A 23,580-nucleotide genomic window follows, 5' to 3' on the forward strand; every position below is an offset into this window, starting at 1 on the left:
GGCGAGCGTGGCGGAAGCCGCTGAGATGGCGTAGGATTCGGTTGCTAACACCCACCCTCCGCGCATCCGGGCCGCCACACTGGCCATGACCGACGATACGAGCCTGCCGTTCTCATGTCCAGCCGTTTCCCGCAAGAAGATCACAGCCTCGTTCGACGGCGGCAAGCTGACGTCGGATGGCGGCGTCATGCTTCTGGCCATGGCGGACCGGCGCCTCGGCTAGGCCGCGAAGTTGTCCTGCGTATTCCCCGAGCGGCGGGATCCGGGACGCATCGTGCACAGCTTTGCGGATATGATCCGCGCCCGCATCTTCGCCATCACGTGCGGCTACGAGGATGGCAATGATCTCGATCGTTTACGCGGCGATCCGGCGTTCAAGCTGGCTTGCGGCCGGCTGCCGGACACTGGCCGGGATCTATGTTCGCAGCCGACCCTATCGCGCCTGGAGAATGCACCGCACCTGCGCGAGGTGATCCGGCTGAGCTATGTGCTGGTTGACCTATGGATGGACAGCTATGCGCGAGCGCCGAGCGCAATCACGCTCGACATCGACGACACGGTCGACGTGGTGCATGGCCGTCAGCAACTCTCGCTGTTCGACGCCCATTATGACGAACACTGCTTCCTGCCGATCCACGTCTACGACACCGAGCACAGCCGGCCTGTTGCGGTCATCCTGCGCCCCGGCAAGACGCCGAGCGGAATCGAGGTGCGGGCCCACCTGCGCCGCCTGGTTCGGCGCATTCGCCGGCGCTGGCCCGATACGCGGATCACCTTCCGCGGCGACAGCCATTACGCCTGCCCCGAGGCGATGACTTTTTGCGGCAAAACGGCGTCGATTACATCTTCGCGCTTGCCGGCACGAAGCACGCTCGCCAGAAAGGTCGACGAGGTCTGCGATGCAGTTCGAACCGAACGTGCGGTCGAGAACAAGACCGTGGTTTGCGGCTACACCGGGACCCGCCACGCGGCAGGGTCCTGGCATCGTGAGCGCCGCGTCGTCCCCCGCATCGAGGCAACCCAACAAGGGCTCGACGTCCGCTACGTCGTCACCAGCCTGGATATCGGCCCGGCTGAGTGGATCTATGATAGCCCCTACTGCGCACGCAGACAGGCCGAAAACCTGATCAAGCTGCACAAGACCCAGCTCGCCTCCGATCGCACCAGTTGCCGCTCGGCGCTCGCCAATCAGGTCCGCCTCGCCTTCCACACCGCCGCCTATTGGCTCATCCTCGCCCTGCGCGACACCATCCCAAAGCCGCGTGATCTGGCAACGGCCGAGTTCAACACGATCAGGCTCAGGCTTCTCAAGATCGCAGCCCGTGTCATCGAGACCGCCGCCCGCGTCCGTCTTGCCTTCGCTGCGGCGTGTCCCGACGCCGACCTGTTCCGCGGCAAACGCTCTGGTTCCGCAAGCGCCCTGACGCGCGGGGCATCAGCCCCGGTCATCCCCGCCGCCGTCCTCCAACGCGCTCACGAAGTCCGGTCGACAAGCGGCGAAAAAGCCGAAGCGTTCGCGCGCCTTCACGCCGACCAGAAATGTTCCAGCAACCGTGCCCGGCAATCATGAATAAGACGGGCTAGGTGTTTAGTCCCGGCATTTGCTGGAGCGGATTGAGAGTGAATCGTCCGGGCTCTTTTGTCCAGGCTCTGCAGATGTATTCGTAGGGTGTGAGGCCCTTCAGGGTCTTCAGCCGCCGAGCGTAGTTGTAGGCGCTGATGAAGTCGGCAAGGTGTGCTTCGAGCTGATCGTGTCGATCGTAGTGGTAGCGTTGGATGGTCGCTTCCTTGATCGTGCGGTTCATGCGCTCGACCTGGCCATTGGTCCAGGGGTGCTTGATCTTGGTCAGCCGATGTTCGATGCCATTCTCTTGGCAGCGCATATCGAACATATGCGTCACGTATCTTGCCGTCGCCCCGTCCGCGTAGCGCGGCGGGAAAGTGAACTGGACCCCATTGTCGGTGAGAACCGTATGGATCTTGTAGGCGACAGCCCCGATCAGAGCTTCGAGGAAGGTCGAGGCCGAGGTTCTTCCTGTCTTCTTGACCAGTTGCACGAAGGCGAACTTGCTGGTGCGATCGATGGCGACGTAGACGTAGAGCTTGCCTTCAGCGGTCTGGAGCTCAGCGATTTCGATGTGGAAATATCCGATCGGATAAGCCTTGAACTTTTTCTTCGAAGGCTTGCTGCCTTCGACCGCGGGAGGCGCGCAGTGAATGACCCGCGAGGTTCGCCTGACACGTGATCTCCGTCCGTCGTTCCTGAGGAAAGAGGCCGAACACCTGACGAAGCTGTCGGATTTGTCGCATCAGCGACAACGTGTTGTTCATGGCCTTTTTCTGCGCTCTATATATGCGACAGGACCGGTGATGGAAATTCTTGTGAACCCGTATCTGCGCGGTTGGCACGGCTTTTGAAATCCCTTGTCTAGACCGCAAAGCGCTGCTCATCGTTATCTGATGGTGAGCGAGGTATTCATGCGGTCTTCGCCAGAGCCAAGCCTCGCTGATAGGGAGATGCAAATGCGTGCGACGCTGAAAACGTTGTCACACCTTGATTACGCCATGGTTGCCCATTTGGACCTTGGGCCGGAGCAAGAACAGTTCGTGGATCCATTGGATTGGGTGTTTGCTCAACTTCGAAATAGCGCACATCCTGAACTAGAGCACCCGTTCGCGATCGTCTTTCGCCAAGAGGTTGTTGGCTTTTTCGTTCTTCGCGAAAAGGCGGCTTCGCCTGAATGGGCACCGCCAAACGTGATTACATCGCATAGTATTCGGATTGGCCGCGTATACCAAGGGAATAGATATGGTAGGGCAGCGATTGGACTTATCGTCGAATGGGTATTGGCAAATCGACCAGGTATCAACCGTATCATGGCAGCCATCAACGCACGCAATTCAACGTCTAGAAACGCTTTTATGAGGGTTGGTTTTCGAGATACGGGCGCTACTTACTTAGGCCCAGTCGGGCTTCAGAACATTTTTGAATACCAGTTCAGTTCGGGATGATTATCGCGGTCCTGCTACTCTTTCGATTATCACGGCAGGCATTTGTGACGAAAGCCGAGTTGGATTTTGCGAGCGCGGGTGCAATCATCTACGGTGAGGACGCGGAAGCGGCCGCCGCAGGTCAGATGATCCGACACGAGGTCGAGCGACCAGTCAGTCGTTCGCAGCCATCGGCGCCATAGGTGTCCCTATGGCTCGCTTTAGATCGCCGAGGCGGTGCATCTCTTCCCGGTAGAGGCGGAACCGCTTCTTGTGGCTGCCCCCTATAGGCTTCCCACTTGAGCAGAATATGCACACGCCGATAGCCGAAGCCGCGGCGCTCATCAGCGATCGCCTTCATACGTTCGGCAAGGCCGCCATCGTCCGTTCAGATCGCCTTACATCTCATAGTCATGCGGCAGCTGCCGATGGCTTGACGCGCCCGCCGTTCGATCATCCCGTGGGCATCGATGAGATGGGAGACAGCTTTCCGCTCAGCCGCGGCCGTCACCATTTCTATCCCAGCAAATCCCTCAGCGCGACATTATCGAGCATGGCATCCAGCCAGCAACTGCTTCAGCCGCGTGTTCTCATCCTCCAGTGTCTTCAGCCGCGCGGCCTCCGACACCTCCGTACCGCCGAACTTCACCTTCCATTTGTAGATGCCGGCGTCGCCGACGTCGAGGTGCGGCACAGGCCGGCAACAGAAACGCCGGCCTCGTACTCCTGCAAAATGAAGATGATCTACTCTTCCGGGAGGCAGCTGCGCTTCATACTTTGGTCCTTGTCTTGGGCCAGAACGAACTTCAAACTGGATCAAGCCTTTCGGGCAAGGTCAGGTGCTCTATCCACGGGAGAGGCCGCCTTGGTCCTTGCGCCGGATCATCAGGCGGAACGCGCGGCGATGATCTCGCGTGCCTCGACCTAGATTCGTACGTCCGCTTCAATCGCCGCGACCGTGACGGTCTCCGCGTTCGTGAGCAAGTCTCGCTTGACAACGGCGCGAGATCGTTCTGGCCGACGGAATCCTCCTTAGGTTTCGAGCGTCGACCTTTTCAGAGGACCTCCGACATCGCGCAGTGTGAAATGTCGACCGTGATAGCGTTGGAAATGAGCTACGTGAACGTGTGATTTGTCGCGGTCGATAGCCGAACCCCGGAGAACGAACGTCAGCTGGCGTAGCGGTGTGCGCGCTGCCGCATAGTCCGGTCCATGGTTCTGATGCCACACCGACGTGTGATCGGTTCCAACCGCCGTACACACCAGCCGCTCGCAGACCTCATAGCGAGCTAAGGGGGACCGACGGCCTCACGCTTGGCGGCGGGCGCCACCATTTTGCTAAGACGTCCGTAGCAAGGCATTGTCGAGCATCGTCTCCGCCGGAACTTCTTCAGCTTTGTGTTGCCGTTCTCCAGTGCCTTCGGTCGCTTGGCATCGGATGCGTCCAGCCCTGTATTTGGTCTTGCACTTGTAGAAGGTTGTGCCGCGAGCCCGTGTCTGGGACACGTCGGCTGTCCTCGCCCCGGCTTCCTGCTCCCGCAAGATCCTGAGGAGGCGTTCTTCCGCAAATCGGCTCAGCTTCATATCGATCTCATTCCGAGGTGTTGGACCTACCACTCTTAGGAGCAGATTATGGGGCTCGGGTCGGTTAGGAGCTTTTTGAGGCCGCGAGGCTGGCAGGAAGGGTCTATGCCACCTGATAACCGCATTGCCGATGGAACGACATTCTTGGTGTTGCTGTATCGGATTTTGCTGGGTCTGTCCGCCATCACCACAGCAATCCTTTTCGCTTGGCTGCTATACTACAGCCGTTACGGCCTCAATCCCGCCGACGAAGGTCTCTACCTCAACTCGATCGCGAACCCATTCGCCTACACCATCAATAGTCCACCGTCCCTTTTCGGCTTCTTCTATCATTGGCCTTATCAGTGGGCGGGAGGCGACATCGCAGTGCTTCGTATGGCGAACGTCACGCTCAGCATGGCGCTGGGCTGGATTCTCAGTTTCCTGGTGATCCGGCGCCTCTGGACGGTGCGCTGGCCGCATGCGGCGGCGCTATCCGCAGGGATCGCAAGCCTGGCTTTAGTCGGCTGGTACTCTTGGGCACAGCTTACCCCAAACTACTACACACTGAACATTCAATCGCTTTTGATGGTGATGATCGGTCTGCTGCTGGCCGACCGGCCAGGGCGCATCGGCTGGGTGTTGGGGGGGGGCCTGATCGGCATTGGCGGCTGGTGCTGCTTCATGGCTAAGCCGACCACCGCCGCGGCCATTGCCCCCGTGGTTATGCTCTATAGCGCCGTTTTGCGCCGAAAGTCGCCGCTGGCCATACTTGGCGCGGCGCTAGTCGCTGTCGCTCTACTGATCATTACCGCGCATTTGATCGACGGCAGCATCACCGGGCTGGTGACCCGTATGGTCAACAGTGCTGAGATGGAAATCCTGCTCGGTGCAGACCACGAGGTATCTCGCATGTTTCGGATCGACGGGCTCGCCACAAGTCGATCCGAGCTCGCTATCGCTGTGTTACTGGCGACAGCTCTTTTGCTCAGCATTCTCATGGGGCCTGCGCACTGGTTGTTCTCATCGTTGGCGCTCGCTGCAGTGTCGATCGTGACAATAGCAATTGCGCTGCTTGGGACCGATCCGATTATTATCAAGCGGTCGACCCTGTTCCTGGTGCCGAGTTTCACATGCCTTGGCGCGATGTTCTATCGTGGGGGATTGCTTCTGCGCAGCCAGGCGCCAGCCAGTATCGGGCTAGGATTAACATTTCTTATTCTGCCGCACCTGCACGCACTTGGCTCCAATGTCAATTACTGGATCATCGGTTCCGGTGGCGCCTTGTTCTGGATGCTAGCGGTCGTTGCCTTCCTGAGCCCACTTGCGCAACAGGAACGCAGCGTCGCCACCCTACTGCCTCTGACCGTGATGGCACAGTTGCTCACTGCATCAACGATCAATGCCGGCATCCTCAATCCGAACCATCAGGTGAAAGATCTACGCGCTTATGGCGCTGTCATGCTCCTGCCGGGTGGTGGAAAATTGGTGCTCTCGCAGCCCTTCCACGACTATCTGGCGACGGCCAAAGCTCAGGCTCGTGCGGCCGGCCTGGGAGTCGGTACCCCAGTGATCGACCTATCGGGCCGCTCGCCGACGTTGCTGTATGTGCTCGAGACGCGAGCACTCGGTCTGCCATGGTTGCTGGGGACATATCCCGGCGGTAGTAAGGCGGTCGAAATGTTCGGTCGATCATCGCTGATCGGGGGGGTGGGTCTCGGCAGTAACGCAGCCGCAGTGGAAGCGCTCGGACTTGAGAACTGCGCCGAACTGGCCAAAGCGTGGGTATTGATCGAGCCGGGGGGCCCGCGTCATCTTGACCAAGTCAGTGTCATGGCTTCCTTTGGGGCCGGGCAGGCGGACTACGTCGTCGCCGCTACGTTCGAAACCCCCATCAACAATGGGGCATTTCCGAATGCTTACAGGCAGTTCTTGCTCAAGCCCATCCGTCCCGCCGCGCTGGCGGAACAACCCTGCCGTGAAGCCGGGCAACAACGGCCGGATCGCCAGAAATGGAGCCAATGGTGAAAGCTGTGGTCCTCGCGGGTGGCCTCGGAACCAGAATCTCTGGGGAAACCCACCTTCGGCCCAAGCCCATGATTGAGATGGCGGCAAGCGGCACATCCTCAAAATCTCCTCGCACTATGGCATCAAACATTTCGTCATTCCGACGGTAGCATTGGTCAGCTGCATTCGTTGCGCGATCGCATCGTTGGGCTCCATCTGCACCACTCAGTATAATGCACGCTCGACCGCTGAGCCTCGCGGGCAGGTCGACCAGCGAATACGAGTTCGGCGCCAGATTGTCGTGCGACAGCATCGCGCCTTTGGAGCGGCCGAGCTGCTACGTGCAAACGTTTGAAGCTGTGAACGCTCCTGGTCCGATAACAGCAGATCAGCCGTACGCGTACGACGAAGGCTTCATCGTAGGCGTACGATCAGCCTTCGGTCTGCTCATCGTCATCGCCATCTCTCCATCCAAAAAGATCGCAAGAACGATGCAGAATCAATGCCAGTTGTTTGCGGGACAGCACGCTAGGATACCACAACAACACAATGAGTTTACGAACTCCCTTTGCGGACGAAATCGCACTGCACTCAATCTACTCATAAGAAAATTACCGAATAAAAATGTAGCTCACTTACTACTCAGTCGCTGCGTTTGATCTGATCAATAATAAAAAGTGGCCTGTTCTTCGTGCTGAGATAGATGCGACCAATGTATTCGCTGATAATGCCCAGCGAGGCGAGTTGGAAGAACGACACGACCAAAAGCGGAATCATCACGCCGGTCCAGCCGGGGACTCGTTCAAAGTAAAGCCAAGAGCAAAGTGAGTAGACGGAGACCGCAACGATCGATATCAACAGAAAGACTGCGCCCGCTGATGGTAGGCGAAACAAGGCTGACGAATAGCCGAGGAAGGCATCGATCGCAAGACGAACAAGTTTTGATGCTGGGTACTTCGTTTCACCAGAAAATCTCCGGTCCCTATCATACAAGAACGGTACCTGCCTGAAGCCAACGGAGGCTACCATTCCTCGTACAAACCTGTCCCGCTCGGGCATCTGTGCTACAAGTCTAGCGACTCGGCTCGTCATTAACCTGAAGTCGCCGGTGTCGACGGGGATCGAAAGACTGCTCGCTTGTTTGAGCAGGCGATAGAAGATGCTGGCTGACTTCGTCTTGAACCAGCTTTCACCGATGCGTGTCTTCCTCTGGCCATATACGACATCCGCCCGCTCGCGCCTCATGACCTCTAGCATAGGTGAAAGCAATTCTGGGGGATCCTGTAAATCCGCATCGACAACTAGAACCGATTCGCCACTTGCCGCTGACAAGCCTGCCGTTAGCGCAGCTTCGTGCCCGAAATTCCGCGATAGCCTGACGCCAACGACATTCCGCCCGCGCTCGGTCTCTGATGAGATTGCCTGCCACGTTCCGTCGGCAGAACCGTCATCCACGAGTACAATCTCATAGTCATCGCCGGCTACATCAGAAGCACTCTGCCGACACCTTCTAATCAGTTCAGCGATACCATCCTCTTCATTGTAGCAGGGGGCCACAATAGAAAGCAGCTTCGGCCGGCTTTGCGCTGGTCGGTCCTCGATTAAGTTATCGATAACACTTCGACCCAAAGTTATCCCCCTTGCAATGAGCTACCTATGATCTGCGCTATCGTTCGGTGGCTCCGACGCCTCTTCTGGGCATCTATTGAAGCCGTTTCATCAAATTCGCCGGCTCCTACGAAGCAAGATTTGAGAGGCGCGTTGCGATTCCCGATCGGCGCATTCATTTGCGATGAAGTTGAGGTAGTAGCCATAGTCGACCAGGTTGAGTCCGTGACCGCCGTAGTGTAGGAGCCAAGCGAAAGACCATTGCTTTGGTTGGACAGGGCCAGCCAAAGTCCAATGTAGACTAGCCAGCGTCCCTCCGTTGGCGAATTGATTATATCTTGGCGTGCGGCCATTCCCGCCAGCTTCCTAGACGAAGGCCCGTTCCAATGGATATTAGCTCGAGGAATTCTAACTGACTTGAGCCCCCGTAATCTCCTCCAAGAATTGGTAGAGAGCATCACGTTGTGCGGCGAAGTTTGGCAATCGGGAGTAGAGCTTGCGCGTTAGTCACGCTGGCGGTTGCGCCGCGGTGGCCAATCTCCACTTTTTTCTCAGCGTCCGCTAGGCTGACGGACCAATGAGCGTTGAGGCATTCGACCCGGAATCTGTTGAAGCCGATAAACGCATTGGGTCGGCTTGCCAGGCCCCAAGAAGTCCAGCATGATGCCGCGCCGAAAGGCCCCAGAGATCAAGATCGCGCTACACTCCAGACCGTCGCCGGGAAGCCCACTTCCTTGCGGGTCGTTTCCAGGACCTATGACGTCAACGCCGTGGAAGGTGGGCCGTGGCTCGAGCGCCGGCGAGACCCGGGTAGATATCGACAATGATCAGCAGGCGAAGCTTGTGTCCGATTGGTCGTGCACGAAGTCCATCGCCCGGGCTCGTTTGATCGCGTCGTCGGCTTGCGGTCATCGAGCAGCTTGACCTTGACGCGGCGCGCCGAAATCGCGGTAGACGTGCCGTGTCATGTTCTGGCTGTCGCGTCAGCCTTCGCAAGGAAGCAGGATATGCTGACACTGATAGTTATGGCGAACATGCCGCTAGGCGAGTTCGCGAATACGTTTCCAAAGCGCGTCTTGCGGCGGACGTGCGGATTGATGGTGTACGTGGATCGCCGCGCCGGAGCCGCTCGACAGGCGCGGCGTGTGGAGACTTGAAACTCGGTCGTCACAGTATCGATCGTCTCGCGCCCTCGCTCCGCGGACCATATCTGAATGACTTCGGTGAGCATCTCTTTGTCCAGCGTAAGATCGGCGATAAGTGTGCCAGACCGCGCATTCTCCTTCTGGAGTGCTTCAGCTTTCGAACTTCGGACGGCATTAGGCCGCTATGCACCCTCTTCCACCGGAAAATGGGTTGCTTGGCCGATCTCCAACTCGCGACAGATCTCCTCAACTGAATACTACATTCCGCCTGCCGAGAGGCGAAGGCGATCTGCTGATCTGTGAGCTTCGACGACTTCATGGGCCACAGCCCCTCAGGGCGATCGTAGCCAGAAAACCCTCACTCAGACTGGCTCAAGAGTCTGGGAGAAGACCACATCGAGTGGGTGCGAGTGCCGAGCCCAGGGTGCGCGTCAGGTAATCGGAGAGTCCGGATGACGGAACCGTGGATCCGGGACTGTCCTATCGAATCAGGTAGTCTAGAAGTTCTGGTTCGTCCTTTCACGATCTCCATATTCGTGGGGTGACCAATTGGGAGTTGTCAGGAAATGGACACAAACGACGTTGGGCGCAGGATCCCACCGACGGGTAGTGTGGTTTCTGGCCGCCGCTGTCTGGCCTGTGACGCGATCGAACCAGTGGCCGGCGATGAACCGATTTGGCCGCTCGCTTGGCGCTGCCCTCGATGTGCGCACGTCGTTCCACAAGTGGAGGGGATTTCGATGTTCTCCCCCGAGCTTGCGAATACCACCAGCGGATTTGATCCCGATGCATTCGACACGGTTGCCCAATTCGAGGCGGGACATTTCTGGTTTGTCACCCGCAACCGCCTGATCGTCGGTTTGGCGGATCGATTCTTTCCGCGAGCGCGCTCGTTCATGGAAATTGGCTGTGGAACTGGCTTTGTACTGCGGGCAATCGCGGGTTCACGGGAGTGGGATCGCCTGGTGGGCTCCGAATTACATCCTGCAGGGCTTGCGTATGCAAGGAAGTACCTGCCGCCGAAGGTGGAATTTGTTCAAATGGATGCACGTGACCTTCCAGCTGAGCGCATCGTCGACCTCACCGGCGCATTCGATGTGGTTGAGCACATTGCGGACGATGAGGCCGTTCTGAGAGGCTTGCGCTCGGCCACGAAAAGCGGAGGCGGAACGATCATAGCCGTGCCGCAGCATCCGTGGCTATGGAGCCGCGCAGACGAGATCTTTCACCATCAGCGCCGTTATCGTCGAGGTGAGCTGGAAGCGAAGCTGCGTTGCAACGGCTTTGAAGTTCTTTTTTCATCGTCTTTTACTTCATTGCTCTTGCCGCTGATGATGGTCAGTCGCTTCAAGCCCAGAAAAGCGAGCGCGATCGAAGACGTTTATGAGTACAAACTGAATCCCGCCATCAACGCGTTGTTTCGCGGCATACTTGAAGCTGAGGTCCGGATGGCGCTCGCGGGCGTTCGATGGCCCGTAGGAGGCAGTCGCGTTGTAGTTGGACGTGCAATCTAAAGTGGCGGCGGCTCGGCTCTGTCGGGGCACGTGCGATCAGAGTTCATGGTGAACGGGACAGATGATTTCGAGAAGCGTGCCAGGAACGTGCAGGGCAGCAGCTTCATTTGGAATCGGCGCGTTTCTCGTTCTGGTCTCCTGCTTGCCGACCAAGCCCAGTCCTCCGCGCAACATTATCTCGTCTTGCTGCTCTATGACGTAGGCCAAGCGCACCGCCAGCTATCGCGGAAAGCTAGCAACTGGCTCAGCCTATTCGTGGTGACTAGCCCGTTCTACGCGAAGCGCGACAGCGGATCCGTGATTTCGCTTCGCGGACACGTTGCGTGGCGAGGTCACGGATCAGCACCTGCGGATGCCAAGGACCGTCAGAAAGATTAGCCCGAGGATGATCGTCGCGATGCCTAGCTCAGCGGGCTACCTGTAAGATAAGACTGATGACTGAGGCCCGCAAGAAGCCAGGTCAAGCTGAACTGAGCCGAAACTGAATCTTATACCAATCCTCAAATTGATCGACCGATGTAGGCCCAATCGCGGAGCGCGATTGACATGATCTTCCAGGGCTGATCGATGAGAGTGTTCCAGGCGTAACAGCAGTGATCGACGATGTTGTCGTAGGATTTGAAGACGCGGTTTTGGCGCATGAACTGCCAGATATTCTCCTGGCTGTTGAGCTCGGGCGAACGCGGCGGCAACGGCATCAGCGAGATGTTGTGCGGGATCTTCAGCTCCTTCGCTCCGTGCCACCCGGCCTGATCGAGGATGACGATGGCGTGGGCGCCAGGGCTGACCTTGCTTGCGATCTCGCTGAGGAACGTTGATCAGACCATCAGGCCCTTGCTCGTTGAATCTGATCACCCAGTCGCGAAGCGTCTGCCGGTCCATCCCGCCGACCTTGGCGGCCTCCGCCCGCGATGCGCCATCGAGCACCGCAGCGATCGCCAGAAGGCGCCGGACCTGATCGCTGTCCTTCGCCCGCCGCGCGAGCCGGCGCACCTCAACCGCTGCAAAATCCGTTCGAACCGCAATCGGCTGGCCCATGGCAACTCTCTCCAGTTGCCATGTTGAATCATCGATCCTCTGATTTGGGAATGCCCGCCGTGAGTCAGCACCTCAGCGGATTGGTATTAGGCATCCCTGATCGTCTCTCATTGAAACACAGCGTCACGATCGAAATCGTCTTCGTCGAGGACTGCCAAATACAAGATAGCGATTGATCGCGTAAGAGATCAGAGCGAGAATGGGGATCGCAAGGAGTTGCCCGGCGAGCGGCGGAATTCTGAGGGCGGTCAATTCGTCCAACAGCAGGATATTGACGAGCCAGATGGCAGCGTGACCAGCCACAAAGGGCAGGAGTGCGGAAAGTCTTCGACTGCGAAACACCAGCCTTCCGGTGGAATGAAAATTGAAAACAACGCCGCAAGCAGTCGCGAGCGTTATGGCAAGTAGATGTGATCCGAGCAACAGGTAGAAAAGGGCAAACAGAGCGTAGCCGAAGGCCGTGTTGGCAACACCGACCAGTACAAATTTGACGAATGTGACCGTTGTGCGCTCGTCTTCGTGGCCAGTGGCGCCATGTGTCTGATTGTCATTTGCCATGGCTGGCCCTCGCGCCGCCCGCAAGCGTCTCCAGGACAAGCAATACGAGCGAAACTGCTTTCGGAACTTCCGAGCAAGCATCGTCTTGGATATCGTGGGGCTGCTGCCGGCAGTCCGTGTAAAACTGGATCTGAATGGGGAAGCGCGTGGCAGCCAATTCGAGGAGTTCGTGCTCTCAGACATCATCGGAGTCCGGCGAGGACAAGCACCCCGTTGCATGCAATGGAGCAGGCGACGTCCACAGAGCAGGAATCGGCTCCCGAGAGAGGATCGCGATGTCGGCATAACCGATGATGCGGACGTCGAGCATCTCCGTGTTGTGGCAAGAGACGATGGCGCGTTTCAATTTAAGGTCCGCCAGCGTGTAGGTGGGAAAAGACCTAAGTCGATTGATTGACTGGTACAGTTGCGGCTCTTGGTCGATCGTCGAGGAAATCCCTCACCGCAGACTGCGCCACTCGACAAGAACATACCGCATCGAACAGAGCCGTTGACGAAACAGATTGTGATTGATCTTGATGCTGACTCCTTGCAAGATCGTTTGATCAGCCTAACGCTCATCACCGAAACGTGGCATGTTTTTGTGCTCTAGATCAATCGCTGGCGTTGGTAGTTGACCGTCGCGCAGACTATTGCATCTCAGCAATAGCGGGCAATCACAAGGTGTACAGTCGTTGATGGCCGGAAGTTCAAAAGAAAGGCACGCACGACAGCCAAGAGAAGTCTCGACCATACCAGCTGGCTTAACCAAGTGGAGCGCCTCTTTGCATTGATCACCGACAAGGCGATCCGCCGCGGCTCTTTCCTCCAACGTCAAACAACTCGTCCGGAAAATCGATCGCTTCGTCACACACAACGCCACCTGCCAGCCCTTCCGATGGACCGCTATGGCAGACGCAATCCTCGAAAACTGCGTCGACTTTGCTCACGAATTACCGGGACAGGACACTAGACCAGAATTCAAGGGCTACGGATGATCAGAAGAAATGGATTCGGAGCAAGATCCGTATTGGGCTTGTCTACCTAGCTAGCGGCTTCTCTTCACTGGCCGTCTCAGGAACTCAGCAGGCTCGACGTCGAGCTTGTCGGCAAGGCGACCAATGATTTTGATGCTGACGAAGTACGCGCCCTTTTCAAGTCTGCTCAAATAGCCCCGGCTGATCTTGGCCTCGAAGGCAAGTTCGTCTTGGGACCATCCCCTCGCATTGCGCAGACGGCGCAAATTTGTGGCGAATGTCTCCCGCAAGTCCATGCGGAAAAGGAAGCCGCTTGCTCGATATACTGCACCTCGATATACTTCACAAAACGTCGTCTCATGCACGTTGTGAATCGAAACTGCGTCCATCTGCTGCGCATGCGTAAGATCATCCGGATCCCAACCCTCAATTCTCGCTGATCCGGATAATTCAGTGCTCACTGCACATGGTGCGCAGCATCTGGTGACCCGCTGGCGACTTCTTGATGCGGAAGCCGCCGACGCCGACCGGGCAGAGGTCGCTCGGACCGTGCTGCATGTCGAACCGGTGCGCGGTCACGAAGCGTTCATTGGCCATTTGGCGGGGGCTTAAAGTGGATGGCAACCGAGATTACCGCGGCTTTCGTCGCGGTGGGGCGCGATCAAATAGCAAAATTGGTCACGTGGAGATCGAAATTGAGAATGAAGTTCCCACCAGCAGGCTGGACCGAGCAGCCAAATCATCGGCCCGCGATCACGCAATGAAATTGCCCGTCAAACCAAACGCGTCCGCCTTCTGGCTGGAACAAGCGAGCGGGCACTTGCAGGACAGCAAATCTGCCAATCGCGCTCCGAGTGAGGTGGACCATGGTCAAATCCAACTGACCAAATCGGAGTGAGCGAAATGGAAATAAACGATGGAACCAGGTACGCGAGGATATCTAATGGCAGCCTTGAATCAAGGTTTCTGCGGGGAACATTCCGCACAGATCGCGACAATTGGACGGTACCAAGATGCCATGAATACGGCTAGCATCGCCTAGATTTTTGTCGAGGTTTTTCAGTTTGATGGGAGTTCAAGGCTGTGCCGGCCGATCCGAAGATCGCAGATTTGGCGCCCACCGCGCCCGAGCTTTCTCCATACGACGAGCAGCACGCTCTTACCTACATGCGTCTCCTCGATGCCGAAGCCGATAACGCTGATTGGCACGAAGTCGCGCGCATTGTGCTTGGTGTAGATCCGATCCTTGAGCCGGATCGTGCGCGCCGTGCTTTCGAAAGTCATCTGGCTCGCGCCAAGTGGGCGGCGCGTCACGGCTATCGTGAACTCCTGCGCCGGGGGTGGCCGAAAAGTGAAGGATGAGACGTAACGGGTTGTCTCCTCTCCAATCGCAAAAGTAGATCGTTCCATCGCGCAAGTGCGTCAACATTGAATGGCTGCGAGAACGCAACCAAAAATCGTCACAATTGTTGGACTGCAGTATCCTTGCGTGCGCATTGAGAACATGCAGGGAAAATAGTGCGATGCTAGGTGCCGACTGGAGATCAGAGAGCGCATACCACGATGTCAAGCAGGCAGAAACGGCCGACATGGCCTGGGAGTGGCGACGCCGCGATCGCGAGTATCAACAGGACTTCCGGGGCCTCCTCAGCAGCAAACAATCCAGTGTGACGGATCACTTCCGAAGGAAGTGGGGGCTGACGTTTCGCTGCTGATCCGCAAAAGACGTTCGACGAACAAGCCATTTTCTGGGCGCCTGAGGCGCTGTCGACCGTGCTAACCGTCCGCACGGCGATTTTCTCGACCGCGTCCAAACTGTACGAGCTTGATTTCGCCGACCTGGAAGGCAACGAGCTTCGTGAAGCACCGGATGGATGCATGCCATCGTGCCGCTCGGAGGAGCGAAGCATCGGCTTTGGCTAACACAACGTTCCACCGCGCGGCTCATTGGTTGCCGTCGACCTGCCACTCGACCGCAACTTCGACCTCCGTTTGCAGGCCGCACATCGATTTTGGTTGGCGCTCCAACAGCACCCCGTTGGACCGCCCCCTCTTGCTCAATCGATCGGGACCCGGCATCGGCACATCCTCGCTTTGCGAGCAGTGGATGGGTGGCTGGAAGGCAACAGCTATCGCAACATCGCCCAAGGCCTGCTTGGCAAGCTTCGCATTCCCGATCGAGGTTGGAAAACGCACGATCTGCGTAGCCGGACCATTCGTCTGGTCCAGATGGGGCTACGTCTCATGCGGGGCGGCTATCGTGACTTGCTCCGTCACAAGCGCAAAGACAAGGACGACACCTCCTGAGCTCATGGGTGATTGGCTCGGCATCGCGTCAACTTGCGGGTTGGACTACAGTAATGGAGATTGCCTGGTGCACGGTCGAGTAACGACGTCAGCCCGACGATGTGATGCCATGTCTTAACTCGGTGCACCAAGTCTTCGTCTTGAACGCTGGACCACGAGATCTCCCGCGCGGCAAGAACGTCGCCTCCCATCTGCGCAGCACTCTGCCGCGTCGACCAACGACGATCGTTCGCAATCGCCGTTACCGGAATTGGCCCATGAACGCATTCGTTCGAAGCCGGCAAGATGGGTCCGGACGCCGAGAGGTAGAACGACGTCATCCTGCGGTCGCGTCCGCATCCGGAACAGGGCTTCCGCTCAGCCATCGGGATCCTTAGGCTCGTCACCAGGAACAGGTCGATGCTGCCTGCGTCCGTTACCTGCCGCTGCTACAAGCCAGTCGCCGCCATCCTCAAGAACGGCACCGACAGAACCGTCCCGCCAGCTCTCCATCCTTTTCAACGCCAACATGCGCGACCGCAATTACTACAATTGATCAGGAGACCTTCGTGCTCATTCACTCCATCGTTGAACGCCTGCGCGCACTTGGCCTCGCCGCCATGGCGGATACTCTTACCGAACTGCAGAACAGTCCCGAGGCGGCCGAGATGCCGCACTCCGATTGGTTCGGTCACCTCGTTGATCGCGAGGTCTCGGCCTGCGACAACCGCCGTCTCGTACGGCACTTGTGCGAAGGTGCGTCAAGTCGCCAGCATCGAGAATGTCGACTATCGCACCGCTCGCGGTCTCGACCGTTCGCTCTTTCATACTTTCGCCACCTGCCAATGGATCCGCGAGCACAACCATCTCGTCATCGTGAGGCGACCAGGACCGGCAAGTCTTGGCTGGCTTGCGCGCTCGGGGCCGCACAAGAACGGCGAGTGAGCAAAAAGTCCCCGTCCGGTCCGCCAGGTTGGCTCCATCTTGCGAGCATCAGGCGTTGCGAGCATATCGCCGAGATCGCCCGCTCAAGAACCACGCGACTTACGCGGCAGAAGGCCTGCTCGATAGTTTTCCCTCATGGCACGTAGTTTCTCAGATGTCTGATCTTAGCTGGTTCGCCGCCTTGATCTTTGCTCCCTTCAACGGCTTCAAACCACCTCGATGCCTATAAAGTGATGGCCCCAGCAGTTGCAAGTGTTGCGTCACCCCAGGCTCGTCTTGCCGATGTCGCCCCGAAGATCGTTGCGACGAGTTCAACGACCACATCGACGCGCTCCAGCGTCGGGCCATCTCGAACCGATATCAGCCGCGAAGCCCACGCGCGGCCGCTAGGAATCACTTAGGCGAGCTTTCAAGGGCTAGGGAAGAGACCAGAAGAAATGGATTAGGAGTAAGACGTGTATTGGGATGTGTCTACCTAGCGGCCTCTCTTTGCGGGCCGTTTCAGGAACTCAGCAGGCTCGACGTCGAGCTTGTCGGCAAGGCGACCTATGATTTTGATGCTGACGAAGTACGCGCCCTTTTCAAGCTGACTCAAATAGCCCCGGCTAATCTTGGCCTCGATTCGTCCTGGGACCATCCCCTCGCATTGCGCAGACGGCGCAAATTGGTGGCGAATGTCTCCCGCAAGTTCATGCAGGAAAGGAAGCCGCTCGCTCAATATACTGCACCTCGATATACTTCGCAAAACGTCGTCTCATGCTCGTTGTGAACCGAAACTGCGTCATTGTCCCACGCGTTCGTAAGATCATGCAGGCTCGGTCACTCGATGCTGTCGTCGCTGATTCTGCTCCGGATGACTCGGTGCTCGCGAGTTCGAAATCGAGAACGACGTTTTCGTCAGACGGCTGGGTCGCACAGCCAAGTCATGAGCAGGCGCGTCGCTGGACGGCAATCTGCCGATCGCGCTCCGAGCGAATATGGACCGTAGTCAATTCCACGCCGACCAAGTCGGAGCGAGCGAAATGGAATAAGCGACGGAACCAGGTGCGCGAGGATATCTGCCGGCAGCCTTCAATCCAGTTTTCCTGCGGGAAATATTCGCGCAAATCGCGACAATTGGACGGTACCAAGATGCCGTGAATGCGGCTAGCATCGCCTAGGTTTGCGTAAGTTGTTCGCCTTGACAGGAGTGTCCGACAGTGTCAGCCGATCCGAAGATCGCAGGTTTGGCGCCCAGCGCACCCGAGCTTACACCATACGACGAGTAGCACGCCGTTACCTACATGCGTCTCCTCGATGCCGAAGCCGATAACGCTAATTGGCGCGAAGTCGCGCGCATTGTGCTTTGTATTGATCCCACCGTTGAGCCGGATCGCGCCGTGCTTTCGAGAGTCATCTGGCTCGCGCCAAATGGGCGGCGCGTCACGGCTATCGTCATCTCTTGCGTCGCGGTTGGCCGAAGAGTGAACAATGAATGCCTTTGGATCGGACGAAGCCTCTTATTGAGGTCCAATCGAAAAAGTAGACCGTTCCATCGAGTAAGTGCGTCAACGGCGAATAACTGCATTAGCGCAACCAGAAATCGTCACCTTTGTCGGGCTGCAATTCCTTTGCGTGTGCATCAAGAACATACGGGAAAAGCAGTCGATGCCGAATGCTGACTGGAGATCAAAGGAAGCTTATCCTGACGCCAAGAAAGCAGAAGCCGCCGACATAGCCTGGGAATGGCTACGCCGGAATCGCGGGTACCAAAGAAATTATGGAAGGCTGGTCAGCAGCGAACGATCCAGCGCGATGGCGGAGCAGTTCCGTCGGAAGTGGGGGCTCTCGTTTCGCAGCTGATCCGCAAAAGACGTTCGACGAACAAGCCATCTTCTGGGCGCCTGAGGCGCTGTCGACCGTGCTCGCTGTCCGAGCGGACATCTCCTCGACGGCGTCTAAACGGTACGACTTGGATTTTGCCAAACTCGCGAGCAGTGAGCTTCGTCATGCGCCAGATGGATGGCATGCCATTGTGCCGCTCGGAGGAGTGAAGCATCGCCTATGGCTAAGAGAGCTTCTGCCGAGCGGCTCATCGATTGCCGTCGACCTGCCGCTCGATCGCAATTTCGACATTCGTTTACGCGCAGCACATCGATTTTGGCTAGCGCTCGAACAGCGCTCCCTCGGACCAGCCCCTCTTGCTCTATCGATCCTGACTCGGCAGCGGCTCATCCTCGCTATGCGAGCAGTGGATGGGTGGCTGGAAGGCAACAGCTATCGCAAAATTGCGCAAGGTCTGTTTGGCGCGCGTCGTATTCCCGATCGAGGCTGGAAAACGCGCGATCTGCGCAGCCGGATCATTCGTCCGGTCCAGACGGGGATACGTCTCATGCGCGGCGGCTATCGTGCATTGCTCCGTCGCAAGGGCAAAGACAAGGATGACGCGTCATGAGCACTGGCTGATCGGCTACCGCACGCTGGTCCCTCGAAAATGACACTTCGCGAGTATGCGAGCGATGTCATCATCGCGCGCGGTATCCTCTGGGCATCGCTTCCGCGCGGTCTTCGCGACGGCGGAGGGAGGCGCTATCGTCGAATATGAAAGGTACAGGCTGGTTTGCATCATTCGTCTCGCCACTGGAGCGGACGATCGCCCTGCCACGTTGAGTTATGGGGTCTAATCCAATCCATGGATCGAACGTCTGATATCGCCGGAGACGTGTTAGACGGCCTCCGGAATTGCGGCCTTTTTACAGAGCCGAGCGACCCATCGGCAAAAGGCTCGAGCGATTTCGGGATTGTCACTGCGGTCCACCGCATAAGCTCGATACTGCATCCCACTTGCAGTACGCGATCCTGGTATCACTTGCAGCGCGCCTGCGCGCGCGAGATCGCTGTCAATGATTTCAGGCGCGACCAGCAGGCATTTTCCCGTTATCGCGGCCGGCAGAGCCAGGTAATTGTGATCGTATCGCGCCCCGGACTTTATGTCGCTCGCGGCCAGGTTCATCGCCCTCAGCCATGTGGGCAGTATGTCGGGCCGTGATGTGATGCTCAGAATTGGCATTGAACGAGCAATTGAGAGTGGTTTTCCCGCCACGTGAAAAGCGCTCGCAAGGTCAGCGGCCTTGCAGTGGAACTTACGAGGACGGTCAGAGTTGCTGCTCGATAATGCGCACATCAACAGGTACTGTGCCAAAATTCGGCGGGTGCCGGCCGTGTTCTGCTCATCAACGTGGATACGTTGCGGTCGGTGCGGACGAATAATGCGAGTACTATGGGCAGTGAAATGCTCGTCGCGAGCATCCCGCCGTTGATAGCGCCGATGTGAGCCGGGCGGCCTGTCGGGAGCTCGTAGATCGGTTCGACGACTGCGGGGCGTGCGCGTGTATCTGTCTGAAACCAAACATACCTGATGTTGAGAACCTGCTCAGCTGTTTGGAGCGCGACATTGCGCGCGCAAGAGTCGTCGGCGTTTCGCCGCGTCGCACTGGCATAAATCCTGCTCCGCTCCTTCTGGGAGAAAGCCAGGAGGATGCCATGCCACTCGACCATCCGCTTCCCGTTGTCTTCAACCACGCAAGAATTTGCGTATCGTTTTACTGCAATCTTCATTGCGAGCACTGCTATGTTCCCGAAGAGTATCGAGATCAGTACAAGCGGCTTTTGGAGCCATCGCAGTTGGCTACATGGGAGATAACAGAGTTCGTCGACCTTCTCGTCGACAGGTATTTTCTGAAAAAAGTCTCGGTGACGGGTGGCGAACCGCTTCTCAAGGTTGTATTTCCGCGCTCCGCAGCCGTGATGGCGCATGCGAACAAACGAGGCCTGCAAGTCCAGTTAAACACGGGGGGGCTCGGCCAGGTTCCAATTCCTGATGTGGTCTCCATCTTCGACAATCCTGAGAAGCTGGCGTTCCAGTTCAGCTTTGACGGTGCCAAGAGAGACACGGTGGACCGTTTCCGGCGCAGGTCAGGCGTTTACGATTCCGCGCTCCGACAGATGGCTGAGGCGGTCAATTGCGGGGCCGTGGTGCAGGCCAGGATGACGGCCAATCGGCACAACATCGGTGAGTCGCTGGATGCCTATCGGCTGCTGTCGTCGATCGGCGTCGATTCCTTCAGGATCAAGCCGATGTTCGCCTCGGGTGTCGCCCTCGGCAATGAGGACGCGCTCTTGGGCTCGGCTGAGGAGATTAGAGAGCTGCAGGAAGCCCTGATCGGGGTGGCTGCGCAGCCGAGCTCAGCACGCCTCGACCTGCCGCCGCCGATTTTCGTCGACACGTCGGAGCCACGGCCAAACGTCAAATTTACCGAATGCGACTGTGGGACCACCTCGGTCTACCTCTCGACAAACGGCGACATCTATCCTTGTCCCTACGTCGTCGGGGATCCCGATAGCCTCGAGTTCCTCGTCGGCAACATCCGAGCGCCGGAATTCGACCTGGACAAGGTTTGGCGGACCTCGCCGGCTCTCAAGCACTACCGGGCGAACAGCGGCTGCGCTCAATGCCCTAGCCAGGTCGCGCTCCTGAAGAATGTCGAGAATCGTGCGCTTGCCTGCGCATGACCAAGCGATCGATGAAACAAAGGCCGTTTCCTTAGCTGCGATTCTCGATGCTCGGCGGCAGCTCCCCCTTGTCGGGTCCCGTCGAACGAGCCTGTGTCGGCTCTGATCGAAGCCGAAGGTCTGATTGAGGCAAAAGCGAGAGGATATGGGAGGCATGAGAGACCATCTCATACTCGTCGGGCTCGGTCCCTTTGCTCGGGCGAAGTATATTCCTCTGATCGAGGACGCCGTCGCCCGCGGCCGAGCATCGGGTTTTCATGTCGTCGAGCTCGCGAGCGCACGAGACGATGTGGTTGCCTTCTTCCGTGCCCGCCCATGCAAGCCGGCGAGCGTCACATGCGTGCCCGATCTCCGGCGGCAGGGGATTTGGTATTCCGGACATGGAGAAGATGCCCTGACGGCTCTGGCAGGTCCAGGCACCAAAGTGATCGTCTCGACCGAACCGAAGGCGCATTTAGGCTACCTTCGCGCGGCTCTCGGACTTGGTCTGGATTGCTTGGTCGACAAGCCGGTCGTGCTTCCGATGGGTTCGAATGGTCGCCCTGCAGCAAATGGTCTGGTGAGTGCCGTGGCAGAGCTCAAGCAGATCTGCAATCGGACTGGCGGCCGCTGCGTTGTGATGACGCCGCGCCGCTACAACGCTGTCTACGAATTGATCGGACGCTATGCGCGTCGCGCCTCCCGGAATCTCGGCACGCCGGTCACCTATATTGGTATCGAGCATCACGAGGGGGTGTGGAACACGGAGGAGGAGATCCTCTCCCGGGAGGACCATCCCTACCGCTACGGCTACGGCGCGCTTTGCCATTCCGGCTATCATTACATCGACATTCTCTCCGGCGTCCTGGCTCACAATGAGGATCACTTCGGGACGTTGAAGGTCGAACTGGACGTCCATCGGGCGACCGCCGCCGACCAGATTAGACAAATCGGCCCGGATCCGGTGCGCAGGCTTCGCGGTCCCGCGCCGGTCCCTGGACGTTTTCCCGCTCCGCCGGTTTGGGGGGAGACGGACTTCGTCTCGGCCGGAGCCGCTCGCCGCCATGGGAGCGGTAATACCGTCTGTCTCTTCCGGCTCGACCTCCTGCAGACCAGCGTATCGCTGCGCAACTGGCGGCAATTGCCGACCAACGTCTACAACAAAAACGGGCGGTACGCGTCCGAGACGATTCGCTTGAATATCGGTCCCTTCGCAGCGATCGAGGCCAGGGTCTTGAAGCGCCCGCACGCGAACACGGAAGGTCATCCGCAATTCGCCAAGGAAGCGCACATCACGCTCTGGCGGAATGGCGGGTTCCTCGGCCGCGCAGCCTTGCGGGAGAGCGCCTATTCTACGGGGAACACACTCGTCCGAAACGCCGACCTTGGCGCTGCCCGCAAAAGATTGTTCGACGATTGGCTGGAGGGGCGAAACAGCAAGAGCAGCCTCGAATCACACACCCGCACGATCTCGCTCTTCGCTCGCTATCTGGCGGCGGTCACGGGGGATCAAGGTGACGTTACCGCATCACTTGCCATCAATAAGGTGCCGGCATGAGTGTCGCCGCTTTAAGTTCGGCGCGCTCTGCGCATTTTCGGCTTGCGATTGTCGCTGGATGCGGCGTGATGTTGGCCATCGTACCGGTCGTGACCGCACCGAAGGTGAGGCTTTGGAGGATGCGCGCGCCCTGTCCGAAGTACATTGTCTGAGCAACCCGGAGACGATTGATGAATGTCGCACGATCAACTATTTGACGCTCGTCATCCTTTCCCGAGCGACTACCGTGCCTACAGGAACTCGGTTCATGCGCGCCTGCTCCAGATCCTTCGACACCATCGGGGCCGCCGCTTTCTCGAGATCGGGGTAGGGCCGACCTTCAAGCAGGAGCGGTTCAGGACCATCGACGACCTCGGCATCCACTATGTCGGCTTGGACTTCGAGCATGTTTGCGCCGAACGGCCGGGCCGACCTGGCAGCGGCCGGCATCGCCGATCGGCACATCCGCTTGGTGGGAAATCGGTCAGGAACATATCTGCACAATTTGATCAGGTTGGCCAGGAATCTCGAGACTTTCGATATCATCTATCTCGACGGCAACCATTCGATCCATGTCGATCTGGCGGCCGCCATTGCAGCAGTGCGGCTGTTGAAACCTGGTGCCTTATTCCTTTTCGATGATGTGAGGTTCTGCTTCGGCAAGCGACATCTGATCCAGAGCGCCGCTCAATATGCGGATAACGAGGAGACCAAGCAGTTGACCGAGGATGAGGCCAACGAGCCTCACGTCACGATCATTATCCGGGACTATCTGATCCCCTTGTTCGGCTTTGAGGTGGAGCGGTCGTGGTCGGATCCTGATTGGATCGCACTCCGCGCCCCCAACTCCGCGTGGTGGATGCGGATATGACAATTCTCGCGATTTCCGGCTTCTCGATCGA

At 58.0% G+C, this 23,580-nt stretch carries 20 protein-coding genes and 8 pseudogenes; 17 read left to right on the forward strand and 11 right to left on the reverse strand.

Annotated features, from left to right (window positions below):
* Positions 1-64 precede the first annotated feature (64 nt).
* Positions 65-1,393: pseudogene (locus ACP2YO_RS13690) on the forward strand (IS1380 family transposase); the annotation flags it as partial.
* A 187-nt stretch (positions 1,394-1,580) separates the two neighbouring features.
* Here the strand turns inward: ACP2YO_RS13690 and ACP2YO_RS13695 are convergent.
* A pseudogene (locus ACP2YO_RS13695) lies at positions 1,581-2,204 on the reverse strand (integrase core domain-containing protein); the annotation flags it as partial.
* Between the two features lie 13 nt (positions 2,205-2,217).
* On the opposite strand from ACP2YO_RS13695, the gene ACP2YO_RS13700 reads away from it, so the two are divergent.
* On the forward strand, positions 2,218-2,418 hold the full coding sequence (locus ACP2YO_RS13700; protein WP_426441313.1) for a hypothetical protein: 201 nt from the start codon (positions 2,218-2,220) through the stop codon (positions 2,416-2,418).
* Positions 2,419-2,523: 105 nt separating this feature from the next.
* Positions 2,524-3,012, forward strand: coding sequence for a GNAT family N-acetyltransferase (locus ACP2YO_RS13705; RefSeq protein WP_426441314.1), 489 nt, complete (start codon positions 2,524-2,526; stop codon positions 3,010-3,012).
* A 74-nt stretch (positions 3,013-3,086) separates the two neighbouring features.
* On the opposite strand, the pseudogene ACP2YO_RS13710 reads toward ACP2YO_RS13705, so the two are convergent.
* Positions 3,087-3,735 (reverse strand): annotated as a pseudogene (locus ACP2YO_RS13710) (transposase); the annotation flags it as partial.
* A 945-nt stretch (positions 3,736-4,680) separates the two neighbouring features.
* On the opposite strand from ACP2YO_RS13710, the gene ACP2YO_RS13715 reads away from it, so the two are divergent.
* Positions 4,681-6,582, forward strand: a complete 1,902-nt coding sequence (locus ACP2YO_RS13715) for a hypothetical protein (protein WP_426441315.1) — start codon at positions 4,681-4,683, stop codon at positions 6,580-6,582.
* Positions 6,579-6,721: pseudogene (locus tag ACP2YO_RS13720) on the forward strand (sugar phosphate nucleotidyltransferase); the annotation flags it as partial. The gene ACP2YO_RS13715 and the pseudogene ACP2YO_RS13720, both read left to right, overlap by 4 nt.
* A gap of 482 nt (positions 6,722-7,203) precedes the next feature.
* Here the strand turns inward: ACP2YO_RS13720 and ACP2YO_RS13725 are convergent.
* On the reverse strand, positions 7,204-8,118 hold the full coding sequence (locus ACP2YO_RS13725; RefSeq protein WP_426443183.1) for a glycosyltransferase family 2 protein: 915 nt from the start codon (positions 8,116-8,118) through the stop codon (positions 7,204-7,206).
* Positions 8,119-10,054: 1,936 nt separating this feature from the next.
* Here ACP2YO_RS13725 and ACP2YO_RS13730 point away from each other — a divergent pair.
* Positions 10,055-10,828, forward strand: a complete 774-nt coding sequence (locus ACP2YO_RS13730) for a class I SAM-dependent methyltransferase (protein WP_426441316.1) — start codon at positions 10,055-10,057, stop codon at positions 10,826-10,828.
* A 36-nt stretch (positions 10,829-10,864) separates the two neighbouring features.
* On the opposite strand, the gene ACP2YO_RS13735 is transcribed toward ACP2YO_RS13730, so the two are convergent.
* From ACP2YO_RS13735 to ACP2YO_RS13745, 3 genes and pseudogenes are all read right to left on the reverse strand, one after another.
* Complete coding sequence (locus ACP2YO_RS13735) at positions 10,865-11,035, reverse strand: hypothetical protein (protein WP_426441317.1); 171 nt, start codon at positions 11,033-11,035, stop codon at positions 10,865-10,867.
* 293 nt (positions 11,036-11,328) lie between these two features.
* Positions 11,329-11,866: pseudogene (locus ACP2YO_RS13740) on the reverse strand (helix-turn-helix domain-containing protein).
* 123 nt (positions 11,867-11,989) lie between these two features.
* Entirely contained in the window at positions 11,990-12,424 is a 435-nt protein-coding gene (locus ACP2YO_RS13745; protein WP_426441318.1) for a GtrA family protein, read from the reverse strand.
* A gap of 730 nt (positions 12,425-13,154) precedes the next feature.
* Between ACP2YO_RS13745 and ACP2YO_RS13750 the strand changes: the two are divergent.
* Positions 13,155-13,376 (forward strand): annotated as a pseudogene (locus ACP2YO_RS13750) (IS630 family transposase); the annotation flags it as partial.
* A 75-nt stretch (positions 13,377-13,451) separates the two neighbouring features.
* Here ACP2YO_RS13750 and ACP2YO_RS13755 read toward each other — a convergent pair.
* Positions 13,452-13,769, reverse strand: a complete 318-nt coding sequence (locus ACP2YO_RS13755) for a helix-turn-helix domain-containing protein (protein WP_426441319.1) — start codon at positions 13,767-13,769, stop codon at positions 13,452-13,454.
* Positions 13,770-13,830: 61 nt separating this feature from the next.
* A complete protein-coding gene (locus ACP2YO_RS13760) occupies positions 13,831-13,977 on the reverse strand; it encodes a hypothetical protein (RefSeq protein WP_426441320.1) in 147 nt (48 codons plus the stop codon).
* Between the two features lie 16 nt (positions 13,978-13,993).
* Here ACP2YO_RS13760 and ACP2YO_RS13765 point away from each other — a divergent pair, with 16 nt between their 5' ends.
* The 4 genes from ACP2YO_RS13765 (at position 13,994) to ACP2YO_RS13780 (ending at position 15,687) form a co-directional block, all read left to right on the forward strand.
* Positions 13,994-14,278 (forward strand): hypothetical protein, encoded by a 285-nt coding sequence (locus tag ACP2YO_RS13765; protein WP_426441321.1) that lies wholly within the window; start codon positions 13,994-13,996, stop codon positions 14,276-14,278.
* 185 nt (positions 14,279-14,463) lie between these two features.
* Positions 14,464-14,742, forward strand: coding sequence for a DNA -binding domain-containing protein (locus ACP2YO_RS13770; RefSeq protein ID WP_426441322.1), 279 nt, complete (start codon positions 14,464-14,466; stop codon positions 14,740-14,742).
* Positions 14,743-14,903: 161 nt separating this feature from the next.
* Positions 14,904-15,095, forward strand: coding sequence for a transcriptional regulator domain-containing protein (locus ACP2YO_RS13775; RefSeq protein ID WP_426441323.1), 192 nt, complete (start codon positions 14,904-14,906; stop codon positions 15,093-15,095).
* Positions 15,096-15,327: 232 nt separating this feature from the next.
* Complete coding sequence (locus tag ACP2YO_RS13780; RefSeq protein ID WP_426441324.1) at positions 15,328-15,687, forward strand: DUF2285 domain-containing protein; 360 nt, start codon at positions 15,328-15,330, stop codon at positions 15,685-15,687.
* 1,399 nt (positions 15,688-17,086) lie between these two features.
* Here ACP2YO_RS13780 and ACP2YO_RS13785 read toward each other — a convergent pair.
* Complete coding sequence (locus ACP2YO_RS13785) at positions 17,087-17,329, reverse strand: helix-turn-helix domain-containing protein (protein WP_426441325.1); 243 nt, start codon at positions 17,327-17,329, stop codon at positions 17,087-17,089.
* A gap of 481 nt (positions 17,330-17,810) precedes the next feature.
* On the opposite strand from ACP2YO_RS13785, the pseudogene ACP2YO_RS13790 reads away from it, so the two are divergent.
* The 3 genes and pseudogenes from ACP2YO_RS13790 to ACP2YO_RS13800 all read left to right on the forward strand — a co-directional run bounded on the left by ACP2YO_RS13790 (position 17,811) and on the right by ACP2YO_RS13800 (position 19,045).
* A pseudogene (locus tag ACP2YO_RS13790) lies at positions 17,811-18,085 on the forward strand (DNA -binding domain-containing protein).
* Positions 18,086-18,258: 173 nt separating this feature from the next.
* Positions 18,259-18,453 carry a transcriptional regulator domain-containing protein gene (locus tag ACP2YO_RS13795; protein ID WP_426441326.1) on the forward strand — a complete coding sequence of 65 codons (195 nt, stop codon included), beginning with the start codon at positions 18,259-18,261 and terminating at the stop codon, positions 18,451-18,453.
* Positions 18,371-19,045, forward strand: a complete 675-nt coding sequence (locus ACP2YO_RS13800) for a DUF2285 domain-containing protein (protein WP_426441327.1) — start codon at positions 18,371-18,373, stop codon at positions 19,043-19,045. The genes ACP2YO_RS13795 and ACP2YO_RS13800 overlap by 83 nt, the downstream gene beginning before the upstream one ends.
* Positions 19,046-19,315: 270 nt before the next feature.
* Here ACP2YO_RS13800 and ACP2YO_RS13805 read toward each other — a convergent pair.
* A pseudogene (locus ACP2YO_RS13805) lies at positions 19,316-19,696 on the reverse strand (LysR family transcriptional regulator); the annotation flags it as partial.
* 437 nt (positions 19,697-20,133) lie between these two features.
* On the opposite strand from ACP2YO_RS13805, the gene ACP2YO_RS13810 reads away from it, so the two are divergent.
* Both ACP2YO_RS13810 and ACP2YO_RS13815 read left to right on the forward strand, forming a co-directional pair.
* The gene (locus ACP2YO_RS13810; protein ID WP_426441328.1) at positions 20,134-21,162 is read left to right on the forward strand and encodes a radical SAM protein; all 1,029 of its coding nucleotides are present in this window, start codon (positions 20,134-20,136) and stop codon (positions 21,160-21,162) included.
* A 154-nt stretch (positions 21,163-21,316) separates the two neighbouring features.
* Positions 21,317-22,699, forward strand: coding sequence for a hypothetical protein (locus ACP2YO_RS13815; RefSeq protein WP_426441329.1), 1,383 nt, complete (start codon positions 21,317-21,319; stop codon positions 22,697-22,699).
* 189 nt (positions 22,700-22,888) lie between these two features.
* Here ACP2YO_RS13815 and ACP2YO_RS13820 read toward each other — a convergent pair whose 3' ends face one another.
* Positions 22,889-23,086, reverse strand: coding sequence for a hypothetical protein (locus tag ACP2YO_RS13820; RefSeq protein WP_426441330.1), 198 nt, complete (start codon positions 23,084-23,086; stop codon positions 22,889-22,891).
* On the opposite strand from ACP2YO_RS13820, the gene ACP2YO_RS13825 reads away from it, so the two are divergent.
* Positions 23,085-23,549 (forward strand): class I SAM-dependent methyltransferase, encoded by a 465-nt coding sequence (locus ACP2YO_RS13825; protein WP_426441331.1) that lies wholly within the window; start codon positions 23,085-23,087, stop codon positions 23,547-23,549. The two genes, ACP2YO_RS13820 and ACP2YO_RS13825, sit on opposite strands and share 2 nt — an antisense overlap.
* The last annotated feature ends 31 nt before the right edge of the window (positions 23,550-23,580 follow it).

Source organism: Bradyrhizobium genosp. P (assembly GCF_049949265.1).
Classification (GTDB): Bacteria; Pseudomonadota; Alphaproteobacteria; order Rhizobiales; family Xanthobacteraceae; genus Bradyrhizobium.